This window comes from Streptomyces sp. NPDC048483 (genome assembly GCF_040651455.1).
Classification (GTDB): domain Bacteria; phylum Actinomycetota; class Actinomycetes; order Streptomycetales; family Streptomycetaceae; genus Streptomyces.
Window position 1 is genome coordinate 1 of record NZ_JBEZJZ010000101.1, and the last position, 18,685, is coordinate 18,685.

Sequence of the window (18,685 nt, forward strand, 5' to 3'; positions counted from 1 at the left end):
TACATAAACCCTCTACCACAAACACTTTTCCCACACCCCCCCCTTTTCCTATATCAACATTATCCCCCCCCGCTTCTCCGCCCTCCCCCCCCCCCCCCGTGGGCGGGCCTGTCACCGACAGGCCCGCAGCGGTGCTGTGCCGCCCTGCCCACGTATGAGGAAGCATGAGAAAGCACCAGATCGCGCTCGCTGCTTCGGCGGTTCTCGCCCTCGCCCTGGCCGCCTGCTCCAGCGGCGGTGACCACTCGGAGCGGTCCGGGCCGGCGTCCTCCGGGACGTCCATCAGCCACATTCACGGCCTCGGCATCGCCCCGGCCGACAAGCGGCTCTACGTCGCCACTCACGAAGGAGTCTTCACCCCGGACAAAAGCGGCAGGCCGCAGCGGGTCGGCGACAGCAAGGACGACTTCATGGGCTTCACCGTGGCCGGGGGAAAGACCTTCCTGGCCAGCGGCCACCCCGCACCCGGCAGCGACGCACCCGCAAACCGCGGGCTGATCGAGAGCAGCGACGCCGGCACGACCTGGAAGACCAAGTCGCTCGCGGGCGAGGTGGACTTCCACGCCTTGGACTACGCGAAAGGAACCATCTACGGCTATGACAGCACCAACGGAGTGCTACGCGTCAGCGAGGACGGCATCCACTGGGAGAACCGGGCCGAGCTGCAGGCACTCGACATCGCCGTGAACCCCACCGACCCCGACATGATCCTGGCCACCACGGCAGACGGCATCGCCCAAAGCACCGACGGCGGCAAGACGTTCTCCAGCGGTAAGCAGCCGACGCCGGCATTCGTCTCGTGGGCGGCGAAGGACGCGCTGTACAGCATCGACACCTCGGGCGCCCTGCACCGCAGCACGGACGGCGGGACCACCTGGAAGGTGACCGGCGTCGTGCCCGGCGGCCGGCCCCAGGCGCTCACCGCCGTCGACGCCCGGCACGTCCTGGCCGCCACCGAGGGCGGCGTCTACGAGTCGAAGAACGGCGGACGTTCCTTCGCCAAGCGCCTCGCCGCCGAGTCGAGCGACGGGCACTGAAACGGGCAGACGGATCGCGCCGGGCACACCGTTGCCCCGGCGCGATCCGGCCCCTCAACGGCCCGGAACCGCACCCTGCGGCGGACCGGCCTTTCTCCCTTGTTGCATGGCCTTGAAGCGTCTCGGTTGCGACACCGCCGCACTCACGGGTGGACGCGATGCAACCCGTGATCGGTGCGCGGTGTTCCTCAAGACGAGTGCGGGAGGGGTCCGGAGAGTTCGTGTGGGCGGCTCTCCGGCGCCGACCGCGGCGTCCAGAAACCACCAACAACCCCAACCCGAAGCCCAACCCCGACCTCAAGCCCGGCCCAGGCCCAAGCCCCAAGGAGAGTTCCCCGATGGCCCATGGTTCCTTCGAAGCAGCGCAGTCAGGGCGCTCGCCCGCGGTGATCCAAGCGGCGCTCTTCGACCTCGACGGGACTCTCACCGCCACCGAACACCGCAGCCGTGCCGCCTGGACCCGGCTCTTCGAGGCCCATGGGCTGCCGGTCGACGATGCGCTGCTCGCGACCTTCGTCGGACGGCGCGGCCGCGAGGCCCTGGAGGATCACGTGCACCGGTTCCCGGGCAGCACGGTCGACGCGCTCTTCGAGGAGGCCGTCGGATATCTCAACGGCCCCGATATCCCACCCCCTTACGCAGTACCGGGAGCCGAGGCGCTGGTGATGCGGCTGCACGCCGAAGGCGTACCGATGGCTGTGGTCACCTCGGTGCTCCGGGAACATGCCCGAGCCCTCCTGGACCTGGTGGGCGGCGCGGAGCTCTTCGCCGCAATGGTCACCGCCGAGGACGTCAGCCGCGGTAAGCCGCATCCGGAGGGGTATCTGGCGGGGTGCTCGGCCTTGGGGGTCGTGCCAGGGCGGGCGGTGGCCTTCGAGGACGCACCCATCGGTGTGGCGGCCGCACAGGCAGCCGGGATGGCCTGCGTCGGGATAACGACGACGCACACCGGCGCCGATCTCCGGGCCGCCGGCCTCGTGGTGCCGGACCTCACCACGGTCGACTGGCCGCCGGCGCTCCGCACCGCCACCGCCTGACGCACTCTCACAAGGACTGAGCTCACCATGCAACGACAGCACTCCGGTACGGGACGCGGGGAAGCTCCCCAGCACACCCGTGCGCCGCGCCACGGCGCCATGGACGATGCGGTACCAGCGGGGCGTTGGCGGCTGCTGGCGGTGCTTCTGGCGGCACAGTTCATGGCCAATGTGGACACCGCGATCGTCAATATCGCCGCGCCGTCGATCCAGAGCGATCTCGGCGCTTCCGGCGGCGAGGCGGGCCTGGTGATCTCCGGCTATGTGGTGGCGTACGCCGTCCTCCTGGTGACCGGAGCGCGGCTGGGTTCCCTGCACGGCCACCGCCGGGTCTTCCATGCGGGGATGGCCGTCTTCACGGCGGCATCGCTCGCCTGCGCCCTGGCCCCGGACTCTCTTGTGCTGATCGTGGCGAGGGTCGTGCAAGGTGCCGGCGCGGCATTGATGGTTCCCCAAGTACTCAGCGGCATCCAGCTGCATTTCACCGGCCGGCAGCGGATCAAGGCCCTGGGCTACTACGCCGTCGCGTTGTCCGGCGGCGCCGTGGCAGGGCAGGCGCTGGGTGGCGTGCTCATCGCGGCGGACATCTTCGGTACCGGCTGGCGTCCCATCTTTCTGATCAATGTCCCGGTGGGGCTGCTGCTGATCGCGGCGGCAATGCGCATGATGCCCCGGGACGAAAAGGCCGGTGAGGCAGGGGAGTTGGACCTGCGGGGGATGGGGCTCCTGTCGGCTGCTGTCCTGCTGCTCATCGTGCCGCTGCTGCTGGGCCCGGATCAGGGGTGGCCGGTCTGGACATGGGTGTGTCTGGTGCTGAGCGTTCCGGCGCTGAGGGGTTTCCGGCTGAGTCAGCGCGAGCTGTCCGCCCGAGGAGGGCGGCCGCTGATAGCCGAGGAGGTGATCCGGCAGCCGGCCGTTCGCTGGTCGTTGTGCGCCCACGCCGTGACCACCATGACGTACTTCGCCCTGCTGTTCGTCCTGGCGGTCTACCTCCAGGACGGACTGGGCCACGGCCCGGCCTACGCCGGCATGGCCATGGTCTCCTGGGTGGCAGCCTTCGGTCTCGCCGGTCCTGTGCTGGCCCGGATCCCGGAGCGCCGTAGGGCAGTCATGCCCGTGCTGGGCTGCCTGATCCTTGCCGTGGGCTACGCCGTGACAGGGGTCTATCTGCTGTCCGGACAGCGTTCCGGACCGACGATGTTCGTGCTGCTGGGCCTGGGCGGTCTGGGGCTGGGGATCAGCTCCAACTCCCTTATCGGCGCGATGACGTTCGCCTTGCCGGAGCGCTACGCCGCTGACCTCTCGGGAGTGATCAGCACCAACGCTCAGCTCTCCGGAGCGCTGGGCGTCGCCACATTGGGAGGCGGCTATCTCTTCCTGGCGGAAAGCGGTTCGGCCCATCTCGCGGCTCGCGCGCTGGAAATAGTGCTGTGCGCCTCGGCAGCGTTGTCGCTGCTCAGCGCGGTGGCAGCCCAGCGCGCCAATTGCCGCCCCGCAGCCGATGGCGCGCCCGCGGTGTCCGCGAAGGGGGAGGGGAGGGAGGGAGAGAAGGAGAGGGAGAGGGAACAGTAAAGGACGGGGCGCGTACGCCTGTCGGGGTCGTCATGGCAGACCCTGACCCGTATGGGCAGGGCGACCACGAGCCGTACGACCCACAGGAACGGGCTGTTCTCACGTGAGCTCGTGAGCTCGTGAGCTCGTGAGCTCGTGAGCGGTTGACGAGATCCCGTCCGGTCGGTTGATCAGGAGGGATCTTCGTGGGGCATTGATCCCTTCGAAGCCTGTTCGGGGTGGTGGCCGCCGGCGATCGCCTCACGTAGCCGCTTCGCCATGTCTGCGCTCTGCTCAGCAGTGGGGGACAGCACCCCGTGCTCGGTCATCAGCGCGTGAAACCGCTGACGCTCGTAGGGAACCCCGGACGGCAGCCCTGCGATGTGCCAGTGCAGAGGGGCGTTGCCCTGCTGGCTCCCCAGCGAGAGCAGATATGTCCGCTCCGGCGCGAAGACCGCCTCCACGGCCAAGGCCACCTTGCGCACGACAAGCATCAGCCTGCTGAAGGCGGCCTCGTCCAGGTCCCGGACCACGTGCTCGATGTGCGCCTTCGGCGCCACAAGAACCTTGCCCGGCACGGTGGGCCACCGGTCCAAGAAGGCCACAGGGGCCTCGTCCTCGTAGACAGCCTCATGTGGGTAGTCCGGGTCTCCGTCCAGATACGCACAGACGAAGCAGGGGCCGGTCCGGCCCCGGACCACATACGCGTCGAGATCCATCGGCTCCACCCGCTCACCCCTCCTGTCATCCGTGCGCGCGCGTTGCCCGCGGGCCCGCCTCCCCGGGCGCCCCCGCCTCGCAAGCCGCAGTTGCCGGCCATCCGGGCCCCAGTGCCGGGGGGGGCGGTCGTACGCGTTCCGGGCCGGGATAGACTTGCTAGGTACAAGCAATATGTTTATCGGACCGACAGGGTCGCCGATGGATGTACCGGGGGAATCACGACGATGAGTAACGGCACGGGCCACCCCGGTGACCCGACAGACCCGCAGGTCACGGCCGCGTCGGGGCTGGCTGAGGCGGCTGCTGGGCTGGGTACGGAGATTGTCCGCTTCTCGCGGCTGATCGCGGCGTGGAAGCAGCGGGTCAAGAAGGACACCGGGGCGGCCGACCGGGTGCTGCTGGCCAGGCTTGTGGTCGGCGGTGACCGCAGGGCGACCGATCTGGCCGCGGATGCGTTCCTGGATCTTTCGACGGTCAGCCGTCAGGTGCGCTCACTGGTGGAGCGTGGCCTGGTGGCGCGGCGCCCGGACCCGGAGGACCGGCGAGGGACGCTGCTGACCGCCACCGACGCGGGGCGGGCCGCCTTCGAGCACTACCGGCGGCAGCGCGACGCCGAACTGGCCGCGCTGCTCGAGCCGTGGCCGCCGCAGGACCGGGCCGATCTGATCCGGCTGCTGGGCCGGCTCAACGAGGACTTGGCAGAACAACATGCACGGCAGGTCCCAGGGGGAGACCAGGGCGCCGCCGGGGAGCAGGGAGACACACACGTATGAGCACATCCACCTCGCCGCCCGTGGCGGAACCCGCGGCGATACCCGGCTCGGGGGGACTGAGCCACCGGCAGATCCTCACCATCCTCAGCGGTCTGATGCTGGGGATGTTCCTTGCCGCACTCGACCAGACCATCGTCAGCACGTCCATCCGCACCATCGCGGACGATCTGCACGGCCTCAGCCAGCAGGCATGGGCGACCACGGCCTACCTGATTACCTCGACGATCGCCACGCCGCTGTACGGCAAGCTGTCCGACCTGCACGGCCGCAAGCCGTACTACCTGGCCGCGATCAGCATCTTCGTCGCGGGCTCGGTGCTGTGCACCTTCTCCACCTCGATGACCGAACTGGCCTCGTTCCGGGCAGTGCAGGGACTGGGCGCCGGCGGTCTGATGTCGCTGGCGCTGGCGATCATCGGTGATATCGTCCCGCCGCGCGAACGCGCCCGCTACCAGGGCTACATGCTCGGTACGTTCGCCGTCTCCAGTGTGGCCGGGCCGCTGATCGGCGGCGCCCTGGCCGGCCAGGACCAGCTGCTGGGCATCACCGGCTGGCGCTGGGTCTTCCTGGTCAACGTACCGGTCGGCGTCATCGCGCTGTTCGTGGTCGCCAGGGTCCTCAACATTCCGCACACCCGGCGCGACCACCGCATCGACTGGTGGGGCGCGCTCACCATCGCCATCGGCGTCGTACCGCTGCTGCTCGTCGCGGAGCAGGGGCGCGAGTGGGGCTGGGACTCGACCGAGTCGATCGTCTGTTACGCGGTCGGCGTGGTCGGCATCATCGCGTGGATCTTCGCCGAGCGGCGGATCGGCGATGACGCGCTGATCCCGATGCGGCTGTTCCGTAACGGCACCTTCAGCATGACCAGTCTGCTGTCCGTGCTGATCGGCATGGGCATGTTCGGCGGGATGCTGATGATCCCGCAGTACCTCCAGATCGTGAAGGGCGCCAGCCCCACCAAGTCGGGTCTGGAAATGCTGCCGTTGATGGCGGGCATGCTGATCGCCTCCATCGCCTCCGGTCAGATCACCGCCAAGACAGGCCGCTACAAGATCTTCCCGATCGTCGGTACGGCACTGATGATCGCGGCGATGCTGCTGTTCCACTTCCGGGTCCAGTGGGACACCCCGCTGTGGGAATCCATGGTCTACATGCTTGTCTTCGGGCTCGGCCTGGGCGGCTGTATGCAGACCCTGGTGCTCGCGGTGCAGAACGCGGTGCCGCCGAAGGACATGGGTGTGGCGACCGCCTCGTCCACCTTCTTCCGGCAGATGGGTGCCACCGCCGGTACCGCGATCTTCCTGTCGGTGCTGTTCAGCACGGTCGGGGACAAGATCGCCTCGGCGTTCAAGGACGCTTCGCGGACCGATCGCTTCCAGGCGGCCCTGCGCGACCCGTCGGTGCTGCAGGACCCGGCCAACAAGCCGGTGCTGGACATGTTCAAGGGCGGCGGCGCCGGCGGCGGGAACTCTTCCGGGGTGCTCAGCGACTCGTCGTTCATCCAGCACCTCGACCCGCGGCTGGCCGAGCCGTTCAAGCGCGGCTTCGCCGACTCGATGCACACCGTCTTCCTGATGGGTGCGATCGTCGTCGCGCTGGCCTTCTTGCTGGTCCTGTTCGTCAAGGAGGTGCCGCTGCGGCAGATCTCCGGTCTGCAGGCGCGTGCGCAGGCGGAGGCGGAAGCGCAGGCGGATGCGGGTGCGGGTGCCCAAGCGGGGGCGGAGGCGGCGTATGGGGAGACGACGGAGGACGCCGGCGCGGCCGAAGCGCCGACCGATGTCGCGCCCGATGCCGCACCCGTCACCGATGCCGCACCGGCCACCGGGACCGTCGCAATTGCTCCCGCCGCGGCCCTCGTTGGGGACGTACCGGCCGGTCCCGTCATCCAGGGATCCGTACGGGACGGTCACGGCAGCCCGGTGGCGCAGGCGGTGGTCACGGTGATCGACGTCGGCGGCCGGCAGCTGGGCCGTGCCTCGACCGCGGCCGACGGCGGCTACGCGCTGTCCGTGCCGGGCCCCGGTACGTATGTCCTGATCGGATCCGCGGGTTCCCGGCAGCCGCAGGCGGCGACCGTCGTCGTCGCGGACGAGCCGGTGCGGTTCGAGCTGACGCTGAGCGGGTCGGCCGGGCTGTCCGGCGAGGTGCGCGAGGAGAAGGGCGACGAGCCGGTGCCCGGTGCGCTGGTGGTGGCCACCGATGTACGGGGTGAGGTCGTCGCCTCGGGCCGGGCCGGCCAGGACGGCGGCTTCGCCTTCGGTGAACTGGTCCCGGGCAGCTACACGCTGGCCGTCAGCGCCGACAGCCACCGTCCGTCCGCCATCCAGGTGGAGGTCGTCTCCGGCGCCCGTAACCGGTACGAGATCCGGCTGGCGCACGGCGCGCGCGTACACGGTGTGATCCGTACGGCGGACGGCAGCCCGGTGCACGACGCCCGGGTGACCCTGCTCGACCCCGCCGGCAATGTCGTGGGCACGTCCACCACCGGCCGCGACGGCGAGTATGTCTTTACCGACCTCGACGGCGGCGAGTTCACGGTGATCGCCAGCGGCTACCCACCGGCCGCCCGGCCGCTGCGCCTGGAGGGCACCGGACGCAGCGAGTTCGACATCGAGCTGGGGCACGACCCGGTGAGCTGACGGCTCGCAAGAGCGGACGGCGCGAGCGCCCGGTCGGGGTTTCCCGGCCGGGCGCTGTGCGTGGGGTGGTCGGTTCAGCTCGCGGCGGTCTCCGTCGGACGGTCGACGGCCAAGGGGGCCGCCGGGGCCGTCCCGGCCGCCGGTCGGCACCTCATCAGACAGACCGCGCTGACCAGGGCCATGCCGGCGAAGGCGACGGCCACCGGGGTCCAGGAATTGTCGAAGGTCGTGAACAGCCAGCTGGTGGCGGCCGGGGCCAACGTCCCCACCAGTCCGGCCGTTTGGAAGCTCATGGACAGGCCGGTGCAGCGGGTGCGGGGGGGGGTGAACCAGCCGGCGACGAGGGTGCCGATCGCGGCGTAGGCGATGGTGCTGGCCAGCATCGGCAGGCACATGGCGAGCCAGAGCCCGGCCGCCGAGCGGGATTCGGCGAGCCAGAACATCGGGAAGGCGACGACGAGGTGGAGGAGGATGCCGGTGAGTGTCACCCTGCGCAGGCCGAAGCGGTCGGCGGCGAGGGCGGCCAGGGGGGTGCAGACGATGACGACGACGGACGCGGCCGTGCCGGCGCCGGCCGCCTGGGCGTCGGTGAAGCCGAGGTGGGCCACCGCGTACGTCGACATGAAGGTGACGACGATGTAGTAGCCGCCGACGGTGATCAGGAACGCGCCGGAGGCCAGCAGCCAGGTCCGCCAGGCGTCGCGCAGGACGGCCACGGCCGGAGTTTCCTGCTTCTGGGCCACGGTGCCGCCGGCCCGCCGGGCGGCTTCGAACTCGGGGGACTCCTCCATCGTCGAGCGGATCAGCAGGCCGACCAGGACGAGCGCGGCGGACAGCAGGAACGGGATGCGCCAGGCCCAGCCGACGAGGGCGTCGTGGCCCAGGAGGGCGATCGCGGCGAAGGCGCCGGTGGACAGGAAGTAGCCGACACCGTCGCCGACCTGCGGGAACGAGCCGAAGAACGCCTTGCGGCGGGGCGGGGCGTGTTCGACGGCGAAGAGCACCGCGCCGCCCCACTCGCCGCCGATGGCGAGCGACTGTGCCATCCGGATCAGGACGAGCAGTACGGGGGCGATGAGCCGATGGTGCCGTAGCCCGGCAGCAGGCCGATGCCGACGGTGCCGCCGCCCATCAGGACGAGCGACCAGATCAGCGCCTTCTTGCGGCCGTACTTGTCGCCGATGTGGCCGAAGACGATGGCGCCGAGGGGGCGGCCGAGGGCGCCGACGAACAGCGTGGTGAAGGACATCAGGGTGCCCAGGGCGTGGTCCAGCTCGGGGAAGAAGAGCTCGGGGAAGACCAGGGCGGCGGCCGTCGCGTAGATCCCGAAGTCGTACCACTCGACGCTGGTGCCGATCAGCGAGGCGGTGGCGACCTTCCAGGGGGGACGTGTCGGGAGAAGCGGCGGGGGATGTGCTGGGGGTTCTGCCGGGGGTTCTGCTCACGGTGACGCTCCTCACGGCGGACCCATGCCGGGGCCGTCGTGGCGACGATCCAATGGGCTTGTCTGGGATCCAAAAGTGTGGACGTGACGCTAAGAGTAGCCATTCCTGGTGTCAATAGGTTCCGGGGCAAGTCCAATAACATGGGGGGTGAGTTGTCGGGCGTGCCAGGCAGGGAGGGGGAGCGGCTGTGAATGGTGAGGGTGCGGAGGAGCCGACGAACGGGACGGCGCAGATGTCGTCGCGGGCCGTGGTGGCCGAGGCGCTGCGGCAGCGCATCGCGCTGGGCGGCTTCGGGCCCGGTGACCGGCTGCCCCCGGAGCGGGAGCTGGCGGCCGCCTTCGGTGTGGGCCGCAACACCGTCCGCCAGGCGCTGCGCGAACTGGCCGACGAAGGCCTGGTCACCACCACCCTGGGCCGCTCGGGCGGCACCCGTGTCGCGGCGGCCCGGCGCGGCGGGGACAGTGCTCGGGTGGCGGTCACCGCCGGCATCCGGGCCGCGCTGCGCGACTACATGGAATACCGGCAGGCGATCGAGCCCTTTGCGGCCCGGCTGGCCGCCGAGCGCGGCGCGGGCGCGGTACGCCGGGAGCTGGTGGCGATGCTCGACACCAAGGTCGAGGACCTGGGCGCGTACCACCGCATCGACACCCGCTTCCACCTCGGGCTCGCCGCGGCGGGCGGCAACGAGGTGCTCTCCGAGGCGGTGACCAGGGCGCGGGCCGAGATGTTCGTGGCGGGCAATGCGCTGTGGCTGGGCTCGGACTGGAGCCGGGTCTATCCCACCGCGGGGGACTTCGGGCTGGCCTTCCGCGAGGAGCACGAGGCCATTGCGTTCGCGGTGCTGGCGGGGGACGGCGACGCCGCGGAGGCCCGGATGCGCGACCATCTGCGCGATTCGCACCGGCAGTTCCTGACGGTCCTCGACCAGTTCGCGGCGCAGGACTGACGGCCGCAGGCGCCCGGTCGCGGCGCAGGACCGACGGCCGGAGGGCTCCCGGTCGCGGCGTCGCCGTCACGCCCGTCCTCGATTGACGCGCGCGCCGCGGACGCTTACGCTCCGAGAAATGGATCCGGATGGGATCCAAAAATCGGATCCCATAGCGCCATCAGGAGACGCCCCGTGCACGCTTACGACGAGGACCTCACCCAGCAGGTCATGCAGCACCTCCTGCACCGGCTCCGCCTCGACGCCCCGCCCCTGGGCCGCCTCGGTGACGCCGGCGAGCTCTCCGTCGCCCTCAAGGAAGCGATAGGTTCCGGGCCGCGCCCGCCCGCCGAAGTGCTGCGCACCTACGCCGAGGACCTGGAGCCCACTGTCGTCTCCTGCGACCACCCGGCCTTCCTGGCCTTCATACCGGGCGCCCCCACCAAGGCCGCGGCCCTGTTCGACATGGTGCTCTCGGCGTCCTCGCTGCACGGCGTCTCCTGGCTGGAGGCCTCCGGCGCGGTGGCCGCGGAGAACCAGGTGCTGCGGCTGTTCGCCGACCTCGCGGGGCTGCCGGCCGGCGCGGGCGGCTGCTTCGTCAGCGGCGGGTCGGCCGGCAACCTCTCCGCCCTGGTGGTGGCGCGCGACACCGGCCGGCGCCGGCTCGGCCTCGATGACCGCGCCCCGGTCCGGATCGCGGTCAGCGACCAGGTCCACTCCTCCGTCGGCAACACCCTGCGCATCCTCGGCGTCGAGGCGCTCGTCGTCCCGACCGAGGACCACCGCCTCACCGGGGACGCGCTGCGTACGGCCCTCGACGCCGCGGAGCGCGACGGCGGCGCGCCCGTCGTCGCGGCCGTCGCCACCGCCGGCACCACCAATGCCGGGATCATCGACGACCTGGCAGGCGTCGCCGCACAGACCCGCACCCGCAACCTCTGGCTGCACATCGACGCGGCCTACGGCGGCGCCGCCCTGTTCGTGCCGGAACTGCGCGACCGGCTGCGCGGCATCGAGCACGCCGACTCGCTCGTCGTCGACCCGCACAAGTGGATGTTCGCGCCCTTCGACTGCGGCGCCCTGCTCTACCGCGAGCCGCACCTGGCGCGGGCCGTCCACACCCAGGACGCCTCCTACCTCGACGCGATCCATGGCGCGGACGGCGCGGGCCCCGACGAGTGGAATCCGAGCGACTACGCGTACCACCTCACCCGCCGCCCCCGCGGCCTGCCGCTGTGGTTCTCGCTGGCCGTCCATGGCACCGACGCCTACCGCGACGCCGTCGCCCACGGCGCGGACACCGCCCGCTGGACCGCCCGCCAGGTGGAGCGGACCGACGGCCTCGAGCTGCTGCGCGAGCCCGAGCTGACCGTCGTCCTCGTCCGGCGCGCCGGCTGGCAGCCCGAGGACTACTACGCCTGGTCCAAGCGGCTGCTGGCGGCCGGCACCGCCTTCATCACCCCGAGCGTCTGGGAGGGCGAGACCGTCGCCCGCCTCGCCTTCCTGCACCCCGGGATCACCCGGGAGACCGTACGCGCCATCCTCGACTCCCTCGTCGACGGCGACTGAGACGCCTCGGCCCCGCGCCTCGGCCCCGCGCCGAGGCCGGCTTCGCGGGCGAGCGCCGCGTCCGGCCGGAACCACGTGCCCGGCGACGTCAGCCGGGTTCGGCCGTGACCCGGCCCGCCCGGACCGCGTCCACCAGCGCCTGATGGTCCCGTTCGTTCTGGTCCGCGTAGCGCTCGGCGAACTGTGCCAGCGCCCGGTCGAAGGCGTCGCCGCGGCCGAGATAGCCGGCGATCGCGAACCGGTCCCCGCTCCTGGCGTGTGCCCGCGCCAGCGTGGCCCCGCAGAGCGCGGCGAACCGCCGCATACCGCGGGGAACCATGATCTTGGTCTCGACGACGCCCTTCCAGTCCCTCAACTGCCGTACATAGAAGTCCCGTTGGCGGCCGTCGAAGCCGGTGGCCCGCTCCCAGCCGAGGAAGATGTCGCTGGCGGCCTGCATCAGCCGCTGCCCCGTGACGACGCGTTCGCCCTGGTTGCTGTGCCGGCTCGGGGCCGTGTGCGCGGCGAGGACGGACTCGTCGGCCTCCTTCGCCTGGAGCAGGAGCGGATCGCCGGCATCCTTGCCCAGCAGCAGGACGACCCAGCAGCGGGTCCCGACGCTCCCCACCCCGACGACCTTCCGGGCCATGTCGACCACCCGGTACTGCTCCAGCAGGCTGCGGTGATCCGACCGCAGGCTGCCGGCGTACCCCTGGATCAGGCCGCGCAGCATCTCCGCCACCCGGTCGCCCTCGACGCCCGGCAGCAGATCGCCCAGCGGCACGATCAGCGGCGGATCCGCGGCGAAGCGCACCCGGCCGCCGTCCACCCGGACCAGCTTCCCGAACGCCTGCAGCGTGTCGCTGGCGCGGGCCTTGTCCATGGCGCGGGCCAGCCGCCCCCGGCCGAGGCTGCCGAGCCGGTGTGCCTCCGCGACCTGCACGTCCTCCATGTCGGCACGTGCGTACCAGACATCGAGGGTGCGCATCCCCGCGTAGCGGCGCAGCTGTTCGCGGTACGACGCGCAGGCGGCCCGGACGATGCCGGACCGGGTGGCCGCGTCGAAGCCGTTCTCCCGCCCGGCGATGACCAGGCTCGCGGCGAGCCGTTTGACGTCCCACTCCCAGGGGCCGGGCAGCGTTTCGTCGAAGTCGTTGAGATCGAAGTGCAGATGGCGCTCGGGCGAGGCCAGCAGCCGGAAGTTCAGGAGGTGGGCGTCGCCGCACAGCTGGGCGGTGAGCCCGGTGGCCGGGGTGGTGGCCAGATCGGCCGCCATGATCGCGGCCGCGCCACGGTAGAAGCGGAACGGCGACTCCAGCATCCGGCCGTAGCGCACCGGCACCAACTCCGGTACGCGCAGCGCCGACTGCCGCTCGATCAGCTCGACCGGATCGGCGCGGTCCGCCGCCGGGGTGTACTCGGCGTGCCGGGAGCGGGGGACGTCGGCGCGCAACGCCTTACCGGTCGCGGCCTGCTCGCGCGGGTCGGACATCGCCGGATCACCGGGCCGTCGCTACTTCACCCGCCGCCGGTCGCCCGTGCACAGCGCCCAGATGATGGTGATGTTGATGGCGAGCAGCACGATGGCCCAGAACGGGGCGTGCGGAATCCACAGGAAGTTGGCGAGCGCGCCGAGCGCCGCCAGCGTGACACCGACCATCCGCGCCCACACCGCGCCGCCGAACAGCGCACAGCCCGCAAGGAAGATGACGATGCCCAGGATGAGATGGATCCAGCCCCAGCCCGTGAGGCTGAACGAGAAGAAGTAGTCCCGCGTCGCGACGAAGACATGGTCGTGGACGAGGGCGGCGATGCCCTCGAGCACCGTCATGATGCCACCGAAGATCATCAGCAACGCGGCCAGAACCGTCCAACCGCTGGGGCGTGTCCGAGTGGCCATGGCTCGCTCCTCACAGGAGAAACAGGGGAGACGCGGCCGTCGACACCCGAGCCCGTCGGCGGACATGCTGCTCTTTCACGGTTTCACACGTGCCGAACACCCGCATCTCCGTCCGGGGCCCCTGCCGCCCGTGGTCAGGGGTGTGCGAAGAGTCGCGCGGGTGAAGGCGGCCGGCGCCGAGACCAGGAAGAGCGCGGACCCGGGCCGGCGGACCCCGACGATCCACCGGCCGAGGCGCTGCCGGTGGATGCGCCGGGGAGGCACCGGCAGCGGATCGATCTCCTGCGGCGCCGCCCTCAACTCCTCTTGATGCAGGGCCCCTTGATGGATGCGCACGCACGTAACGGACTCACGTAGCGGACTCACGTAGCGGAGGGCTCACTTCCCGCGGGGCTGGTTGAAGCGCAACAGGTTGCCGGCGGGGTCGCGGAACGCGCAGTCGCGGACGCCGTAGGGCTGGTCCATCGGCTCCTGCAGCACCTCGCCGCCCGCGGCGCTGATGCGCTCGAAGGTGGCGTCGCAGTCGTCCGTCGCGAAGATGACGCCGCGCAGCAGGCCCTTGGCCATCAGCTCCGCCATGGCCTGTTTGTCGGCCGGTGAGGCGTTCGGGTCGGCGAGGGGCGGTTCCAGGACGATGTTCACGTCCGGCTGCGAGGGCGCACCGACGGTCACCCAGCGCATGCCATCGAATCCGACGTCGTTGCGTACCTCGAGGCCGAGCACATCGCGGTAGAAGGCGATCGCCTTGTCGTGGTCGTCGACGGCGATGAAACATTGAGAAAGCCTGATGTCCATGCCGTCCACGCTACGGGCGAGCGGCGGGACTTGCTTCTCCATTCCTGACCGGCCGTGTGTGGATCTTGGCCATGCATGCCGGGATGGCGGCGCCATCATCATGGCTCCGGGCCCGGTAGGCGCTCGGGCTCTCGCCGACCAGCTCGGTGAAGCGCGAGCTGAACGACCCCAGCGACGTACAGCCGACCGCGCAACAGACCTCGGTCACCGTGAGGTCGCCGCGCCGCAGCAGCGCTTTGGCCCGCTCGATGCGGCGGGTCATCAGGTAGCTGTACGGCGTCTCGCCGTAAGCGGCGCGGAAGCTGCGGGAGAAATGGCCCGGCGACATCAGGGCGCCATGCGCCAGCGCCGGGACGTCGAGCGGCTCGGCGTACTCGCGGTCCATCCGATCACGGGCCCGCCGCAGCCGGACGAGGTCGTCGAGGTTCTGCCGTCTCACCCGGTCAGTTTCCCACAGCACCCGGGGCCGGGGAGAAGGAAGCGTGCCGCCCCGTACCTGTCGGGGCCGGACAGCTCGTGCGACGGGGGAGATGCCGTTGTGTGCCGCGCGTCGCGCAACAGGTGACCAGACCGATCAGGAATGGAGAAGCCCCGGTCCCGGAGCCGCGCCTAGCCTGACCGCCATGGACATCACCATTCACTGGACCTTCCTCCCGCACAACGACCCGGACGCTTCCCTGGCCTTCTATCGCGACGCCCTCGGCTTCGAGGTCCGCAAGGACGTCGGATACGGCGGGCAGCGCTGGATCACGGTCGGCCCCGCCGACCAGCCCGGCACGTCCATCGTCCTGGAGCCGCCGGCCGCCGACTCCGGCATCACCGACGACGAGCGCCGCACCGTCGCCGAAATGATGGCCAAGGGCACCTACGCCCGCATCGTCCTGGCCACCGCCGACCTCGACGGCACCTTCGCGCGGCTGCAGGCCGGCGACGCCGAGGTCGTCCAGGAGCCGACCGAGCAGCCGTACGGCATGCGGGACTGCGCCTTCCGCGATCCCGCGGGCAACCTGATCCGCATCAACGAGATCCGCTGAGCCGTCCGGCGCTCGCGGCCATGGCTGCCACCCGGCCGTTCGGCCGTGGCCGGGCCCCGGCCGTTCCGCTGGGGCCGCACCCGCGCCGACGAAGCGGACCAGACGTACTCTCGAAGCTCGTCGGATCGAGCCGGGCGACGCCGACGAAGACCGCGCAGGCGGCCCCCACAGATGGAGACACGATAAGCATGGCCAAGAGGTCCGACACCCAGTCGCCTGCGCCGCACGCTGCCGACAGCCACGATCTGATCCGCGTGCACGGCGCGCGCGAGAACAACCTCAAGGACGTCAGCGTCGAGATCCCGAAACGCCGTCTGACGGTGTTCACCGGCGTCTCCGGCTCGGGCAAGAGCTCTCTGGTGTTCGACACGATCGCCGCGGAGTCGCAGCGGATGATCAACGAGACCTACAGCGCCTTCGTGCAGGGCTTCATGCCGACGCTGGCGCGGCCCGAGGTCGACGTCCTCGACGGGCTGACCACCGCGATCATCGTCGACCAGCAGCGGATGGGCGCCGACCCCCGTTCCACGGTCGGCACCGCCACCGACGCCAACGCGATGCTGCGCATCCTCTTCAGCCGGCTCGGGAAGCCGCACATCGGCCCGCCCAGCGCGTACGCCTTCAACGTCGCCTCGGTCAGCGGGAGCGGCGCGATCACGGTCGACCGCGGCGCCGACAAGACCAGGGCGGTGAAGGCGACCTTCAGCCGCACCGGCGGCATGTGCCCGCGCTGCGAGGGCCGCGGCGCGGTCACCGACTTCGACCTGTCCGCGCTGTATGACGACAGCACGTCGCTCAACGAGGGCGCGCTCACCATCCCCGGCTACAGCGTCGACGGCTGGTACGGCCGCATCTTCCGCGGCTGCGGTTTCTTCGACCCGGACAAGCCGATCCACAAGTTCACCAAGCGGGAGCTCCACGCCCTCCTCTACAAGGAGCCGACCAAGATCAAGGTCGATGGCATCAACCTGACGTACGAAGGGCTGATCCCGAAGATCCAGAAGTCGATGCTGTCCAAGGACGTCGACGCGCTGCAGTCGCACGTCCGCGCCTTCGTCGAGCGGGCGGTGACCTTCGCCGTCTGTCCCGAGTGCGAGGGCACCCGGCTCAGCGAGGCGGCCCGCTCGTCGAAGATCAAGAAGATCAGTATCGCCGACGCCTGCGCCATGCAGATCAGCGACCTCGCCCAGTGGGTACGGGGCCTGAAGGAACCGTCCGTCGGGCCGCTGCTCACCTCGCTGCAGCACACCCTCGACTCGTTCGTCGACATCGGCCTCGGCTACCTCAGCCTCGAGCGCCCCTCGGGCACGCTCTCCGGCGGCGAGGCGCAGCGCACCAAGATGATCCGCCACCTCGGGTCCTCGCTCACCGACGTCACCTACGTCTTCGACGAGCCGACGATCGGGCTGCACCCCCATGACATCCAGCGGATGAACGACCTGCTCCGGCAGCTGCGCGACAAGGGCAACACCGTGCTCGTCGTGGAGCACAAGCCGGAGGCGATCGCGATCGCCGACCACGTCGTCGACCTCGGCCCCGGCGCCGGTACGGCGGGCGGCAGCGTCTGCTTCGAAGGCACCGTCGAGGGGCTGCGGGGCAGCGACACCGTCACCGGCCGCCACCTCGACGACCGGGCCTCCCTCAAGGAGACGGTGCGCAAGCCCACCGGACGCCTTGAGATCCGCGGCGCGACGGCGAACAACCTGCGCAAGGTCGACGTCGACATCCCGCTCGGCGTTCTCACCGTCGTCACCGGCGTCGCCGGTTCCGGCAAGAGCTCGCTCGTGCACGGTTCGATCCCCGGCGGCGAAGGTGTGGTGTCGATCGACCAGGCCGCGATCAAGGGCTCGCGGCGGAGTAACCCGGCGACGTACACCGGACTGCTCGACCACATCCGCAAGGCGTTCGCCAAGGCCAACGGCGTCAAGCCGGCGCTGTTCAGCTCCAACTCCGAGGGCGCCTGCCCCACTTGCAACGGTGCCGGCGTCGTCTACACCGACCTGGGGATGATGGCCGGCGTCGCCTCCACCTGCGAGGAGTGCGAGGGGAAGCGGTTCCAGGCAGCGGTCCTCGACTACCACCTGGGCGGCCGCGACATCAGCGAGGTCCTCGCGATGCCGGTGACCGAGGCCGAGCAGTTCTTCGGCGCCGGCGAGGCGCGCATCCCGGCCGCGCACAAGATCGTCGACCGGCTCGCCGACGTCGGCCTCGGCTACCTCAGCCTGGGCCAGCCGCTCACCACGCTGTCCGGCGGCGAGCGGCAGCGGCTCAAGCTGGCCACCCACATGGCCGGCAAGGGCGGCGTCTACGTCCTCGACGAGCCGACCACCGGCCTCCACCTCGCCGACGTCGAGCAACTGCTCGGCCTGCTCGACCGGCTCGTCGACTCCGGCAAGTCGGTCATCGTCGTCGAGCACCACCAGGCGGTCATGGCGCACGCCGACTGGATCATCGACCTCGGCCCCGGCGCCGGCCACGACGGCGGCAAGATCGTCTTCGAGGGCACCCCCGCCGACCTCGTCGCCGCCCGCTCCACCCTCACCGGCGAACACCTCGCCGCCTATGTCGGCACCTGACCGAGGCCCTCACGGAGGTCGGCCGGAGCAGCGACGGCCAGGTGCCGGGGAGCGAGTTGGCGGGCAGCGGCCCAGGGCGCGTGGGGAGGCGGCATCATGGGCGCTGTGGAGTCCACGCTGCCTCTCCTCTTCCTCGACGTCGACGGCCCCCTCAACCCCTGGCAGGCCAGGCCGCACCGCAGGCCGCCGGGCTACACCACGCTGCGGGCGCGGCCGACCGGCTGGGAGCCGCCGCGTCGGCCGCTGCGGGTCTGGCTCAACCCCGCCCACGGGCCGCTGCTGATGGGCCTGGGCTACCGGCTCATCTGGGCGACGACCTGGAAGGCGGAGGCCAACACCTGGATCGGCCCGGTGCTGGGACTGCCCGAACTGCCCGCCGTGGAATGGCCGCAGATGCACCCTCACGATCCGGAGGGCGTGCACTGGAAGACCCGCCCTCTCGTCACGGTGGCGGCGGGCCGCCCCTTCGCCTGGGCCGACGACGAGATAGGCCCGGCCGACCTCGACTGGATCGCCCGGCACCATCCGGGCCCCGCCCTTCCGCACCGCGTGGATCCGGCAAAGGGGCTCCTCCCAAACGACTTCACCACGCTGCGGAACTGGGCGTCGGGGCACCCGGACGGGGCGGCAGGGGGCTGATCAGGCGGCTGGACCCGTCGCGGGCTACTCTTCCCGGAACATGACACATTGAGGGGAATACGC

Annotated in this window: 17 protein-coding genes; 10 read left to right on the forward strand and 7 right to left on the reverse strand. The window is 70.8% G+C overall.

All coding sequences use genetic code 11. The features are described 5' to 3' along the window. The first annotated feature begins 164 nt into the window (after positions 1-164). The 3 genes from AB0D04_RS34040 to AB0D04_RS34050 all read left to right on the forward strand — a co-directional run bounded on the left by AB0D04_RS34040 (position 165) and on the right by AB0D04_RS34050 (position 3,646). Positions 165-1,037, forward strand: coding sequence for a F510_1955 family glycosylhydrolase (locus AB0D04_RS34040; RefSeq protein ID WP_362711242.1), 873 nt, complete (start codon positions 165-167; stop codon positions 1,035-1,037). A 338-nt stretch (positions 1,038-1,375) separates the two neighbouring features. Continuing rightward, on the forward strand, positions 1,376-2,074 hold the full coding sequence (locus AB0D04_RS34045; RefSeq protein ID WP_362711243.1) for an HAD family phosphatase: 699 nt from the start codon (positions 1,376-1,378) through the stop codon (positions 2,072-2,074). 27 nt (positions 2,075-2,101) lie between these two features. Continuing rightward, positions 2,102-3,646: an MFS transporter gene (locus AB0D04_RS34050; RefSeq protein ID WP_362711244.1), complete on the forward strand. Its 1,545-nt coding sequence runs from the start codon at positions 2,102-2,104 to the stop codon at positions 3,644-3,646. Between the two features lie 170 nt (positions 3,647-3,816). Here AB0D04_RS34050 and AB0D04_RS34055 read toward each other — a convergent pair whose 3' ends face one another. Then, a complete protein-coding gene (locus AB0D04_RS34055) occupies positions 3,817-4,344 on the reverse strand; it encodes an HIT family protein (RefSeq protein ID WP_362711270.1) in 528 nt (175 codons plus the stop codon). A gap of 225 nt (positions 4,345-4,569) precedes the next feature. Here AB0D04_RS34055 and AB0D04_RS34060 point away from each other — a divergent pair, with 225 nt between their 5' ends. Together AB0D04_RS34060 and AB0D04_RS34065 are read left to right on the forward strand one after the other, a co-directional pair. Next, positions 4,570-5,118, forward strand: a complete 549-nt coding sequence (locus AB0D04_RS34060) for a MarR family winged helix-turn-helix transcriptional regulator (protein WP_362711245.1) — start codon at positions 4,570-4,572, stop codon at positions 5,116-5,118. Beyond that, positions 5,115-7,760, forward strand: a complete 2,646-nt coding sequence (locus AB0D04_RS34065) for an MFS transporter (RefSeq protein ID WP_362711246.1) — start codon at positions 5,115-5,117, stop codon at positions 7,758-7,760. The genes AB0D04_RS34060 and AB0D04_RS34065 overlap by 4 nt, the downstream gene beginning before the upstream one ends. Positions 7,761-7,834: 74 nt before the next feature. Here AB0D04_RS34065 and AB0D04_RS34070 read toward each other — a convergent pair whose 3' ends face one another. After that, positions 7,835-8,806, reverse strand: coding sequence for an MFS transporter (locus AB0D04_RS34070; RefSeq protein WP_362711247.1), 972 nt, complete (start codon positions 8,804-8,806; stop codon positions 7,835-7,837). 5 nt (positions 8,807-8,811) lie between these two features. Continuing rightward, complete coding sequence (locus AB0D04_RS34075; RefSeq protein WP_362711271.1) at positions 8,812-9,120, reverse strand: MFS transporter; 309 nt, start codon at positions 9,118-9,120, stop codon at positions 8,812-8,814. Between the two features lie 272 nt (positions 9,121-9,392). Here AB0D04_RS34075 and AB0D04_RS34080 point away from each other — a divergent pair, with 272 nt between their 5' ends. Both AB0D04_RS34080 and AB0D04_RS34085 read left to right on the forward strand, forming a co-directional pair. After that, positions 9,393-10,151 (forward strand): GntR family transcriptional regulator, encoded by a 759-nt coding sequence (locus AB0D04_RS34080; RefSeq protein ID WP_362711248.1) that lies wholly within the window; start codon positions 9,393-9,395, stop codon positions 10,149-10,151. A gap of 174 nt (positions 10,152-10,325) precedes the next feature. Beyond that, positions 10,326-11,699 (forward strand): pyridoxal-dependent decarboxylase, encoded by a 1,374-nt coding sequence (locus AB0D04_RS34085; RefSeq protein ID WP_362711249.1) that lies wholly within the window; start codon positions 10,326-10,328, stop codon positions 11,697-11,699. Positions 11,700-11,787: 88 nt separating this feature from the next. On the opposite strand, the gene AB0D04_RS34090 is transcribed toward AB0D04_RS34085, so the two are convergent. From AB0D04_RS34090 to AB0D04_RS34105, 4 genes are all read right to left on the reverse strand, one after another. After that, a complete protein-coding gene (locus tag AB0D04_RS34090) occupies positions 11,788-13,170 on the reverse strand; it encodes a DUF2252 domain-containing protein (RefSeq protein WP_362711250.1) in 1,383 nt (460 codons plus the stop codon). Positions 13,171-13,191: 21 nt separating this feature from the next. Beyond that, positions 13,192-13,578 (reverse strand): hypothetical protein, encoded by a 387-nt coding sequence (locus tag AB0D04_RS34095; protein WP_362711251.1) that lies wholly within the window; start codon positions 13,576-13,578, stop codon positions 13,192-13,194. Between the two features lie 378 nt (positions 13,579-13,956). Further along, on the reverse strand, positions 13,957-14,373 hold the full coding sequence (locus AB0D04_RS34100) for a VOC family protein (protein ID WP_362711252.1): 417 nt from the start codon (positions 14,371-14,373) through the stop codon (positions 13,957-13,959). 10 nt (positions 14,374-14,383) lie between these two features. Beyond that, a complete protein-coding gene (locus tag AB0D04_RS34105) occupies positions 14,384-14,812 on the reverse strand; it encodes a helix-turn-helix transcriptional regulator (RefSeq protein ID WP_362711253.1) in 429 nt (142 codons plus the stop codon). Between the two features lie 184 nt (positions 14,813-14,996). Here AB0D04_RS34105 and AB0D04_RS34110 point away from each other — a divergent pair, with 184 nt between their 5' ends. From AB0D04_RS34110 to AB0D04_RS34120, 3 genes are all read left to right on the forward strand, one after another. After that, positions 14,997-15,407, forward strand: coding sequence for a VOC family protein (locus tag AB0D04_RS34110; RefSeq protein ID WP_362711254.1), 411 nt, complete (start codon positions 14,997-14,999; stop codon positions 15,405-15,407). 188 nt (positions 15,408-15,595) lie between these two features. Then, entirely contained in the window at positions 15,596-17,983 is a 2,388-nt protein-coding gene (locus AB0D04_RS34115; RefSeq protein ID WP_362711255.1) for an excinuclease ABC subunit UvrA, read from the forward strand. A 96-nt stretch (positions 17,984-18,079) separates the two neighbouring features. Next, positions 18,080-18,622 (forward strand): hypothetical protein, encoded by a 543-nt coding sequence (locus AB0D04_RS34120; RefSeq protein WP_362711256.1) that lies wholly within the window; start codon positions 18,080-18,082, stop codon positions 18,620-18,622. Positions 18,623-18,685: the final 63 nt, after the last annotated feature.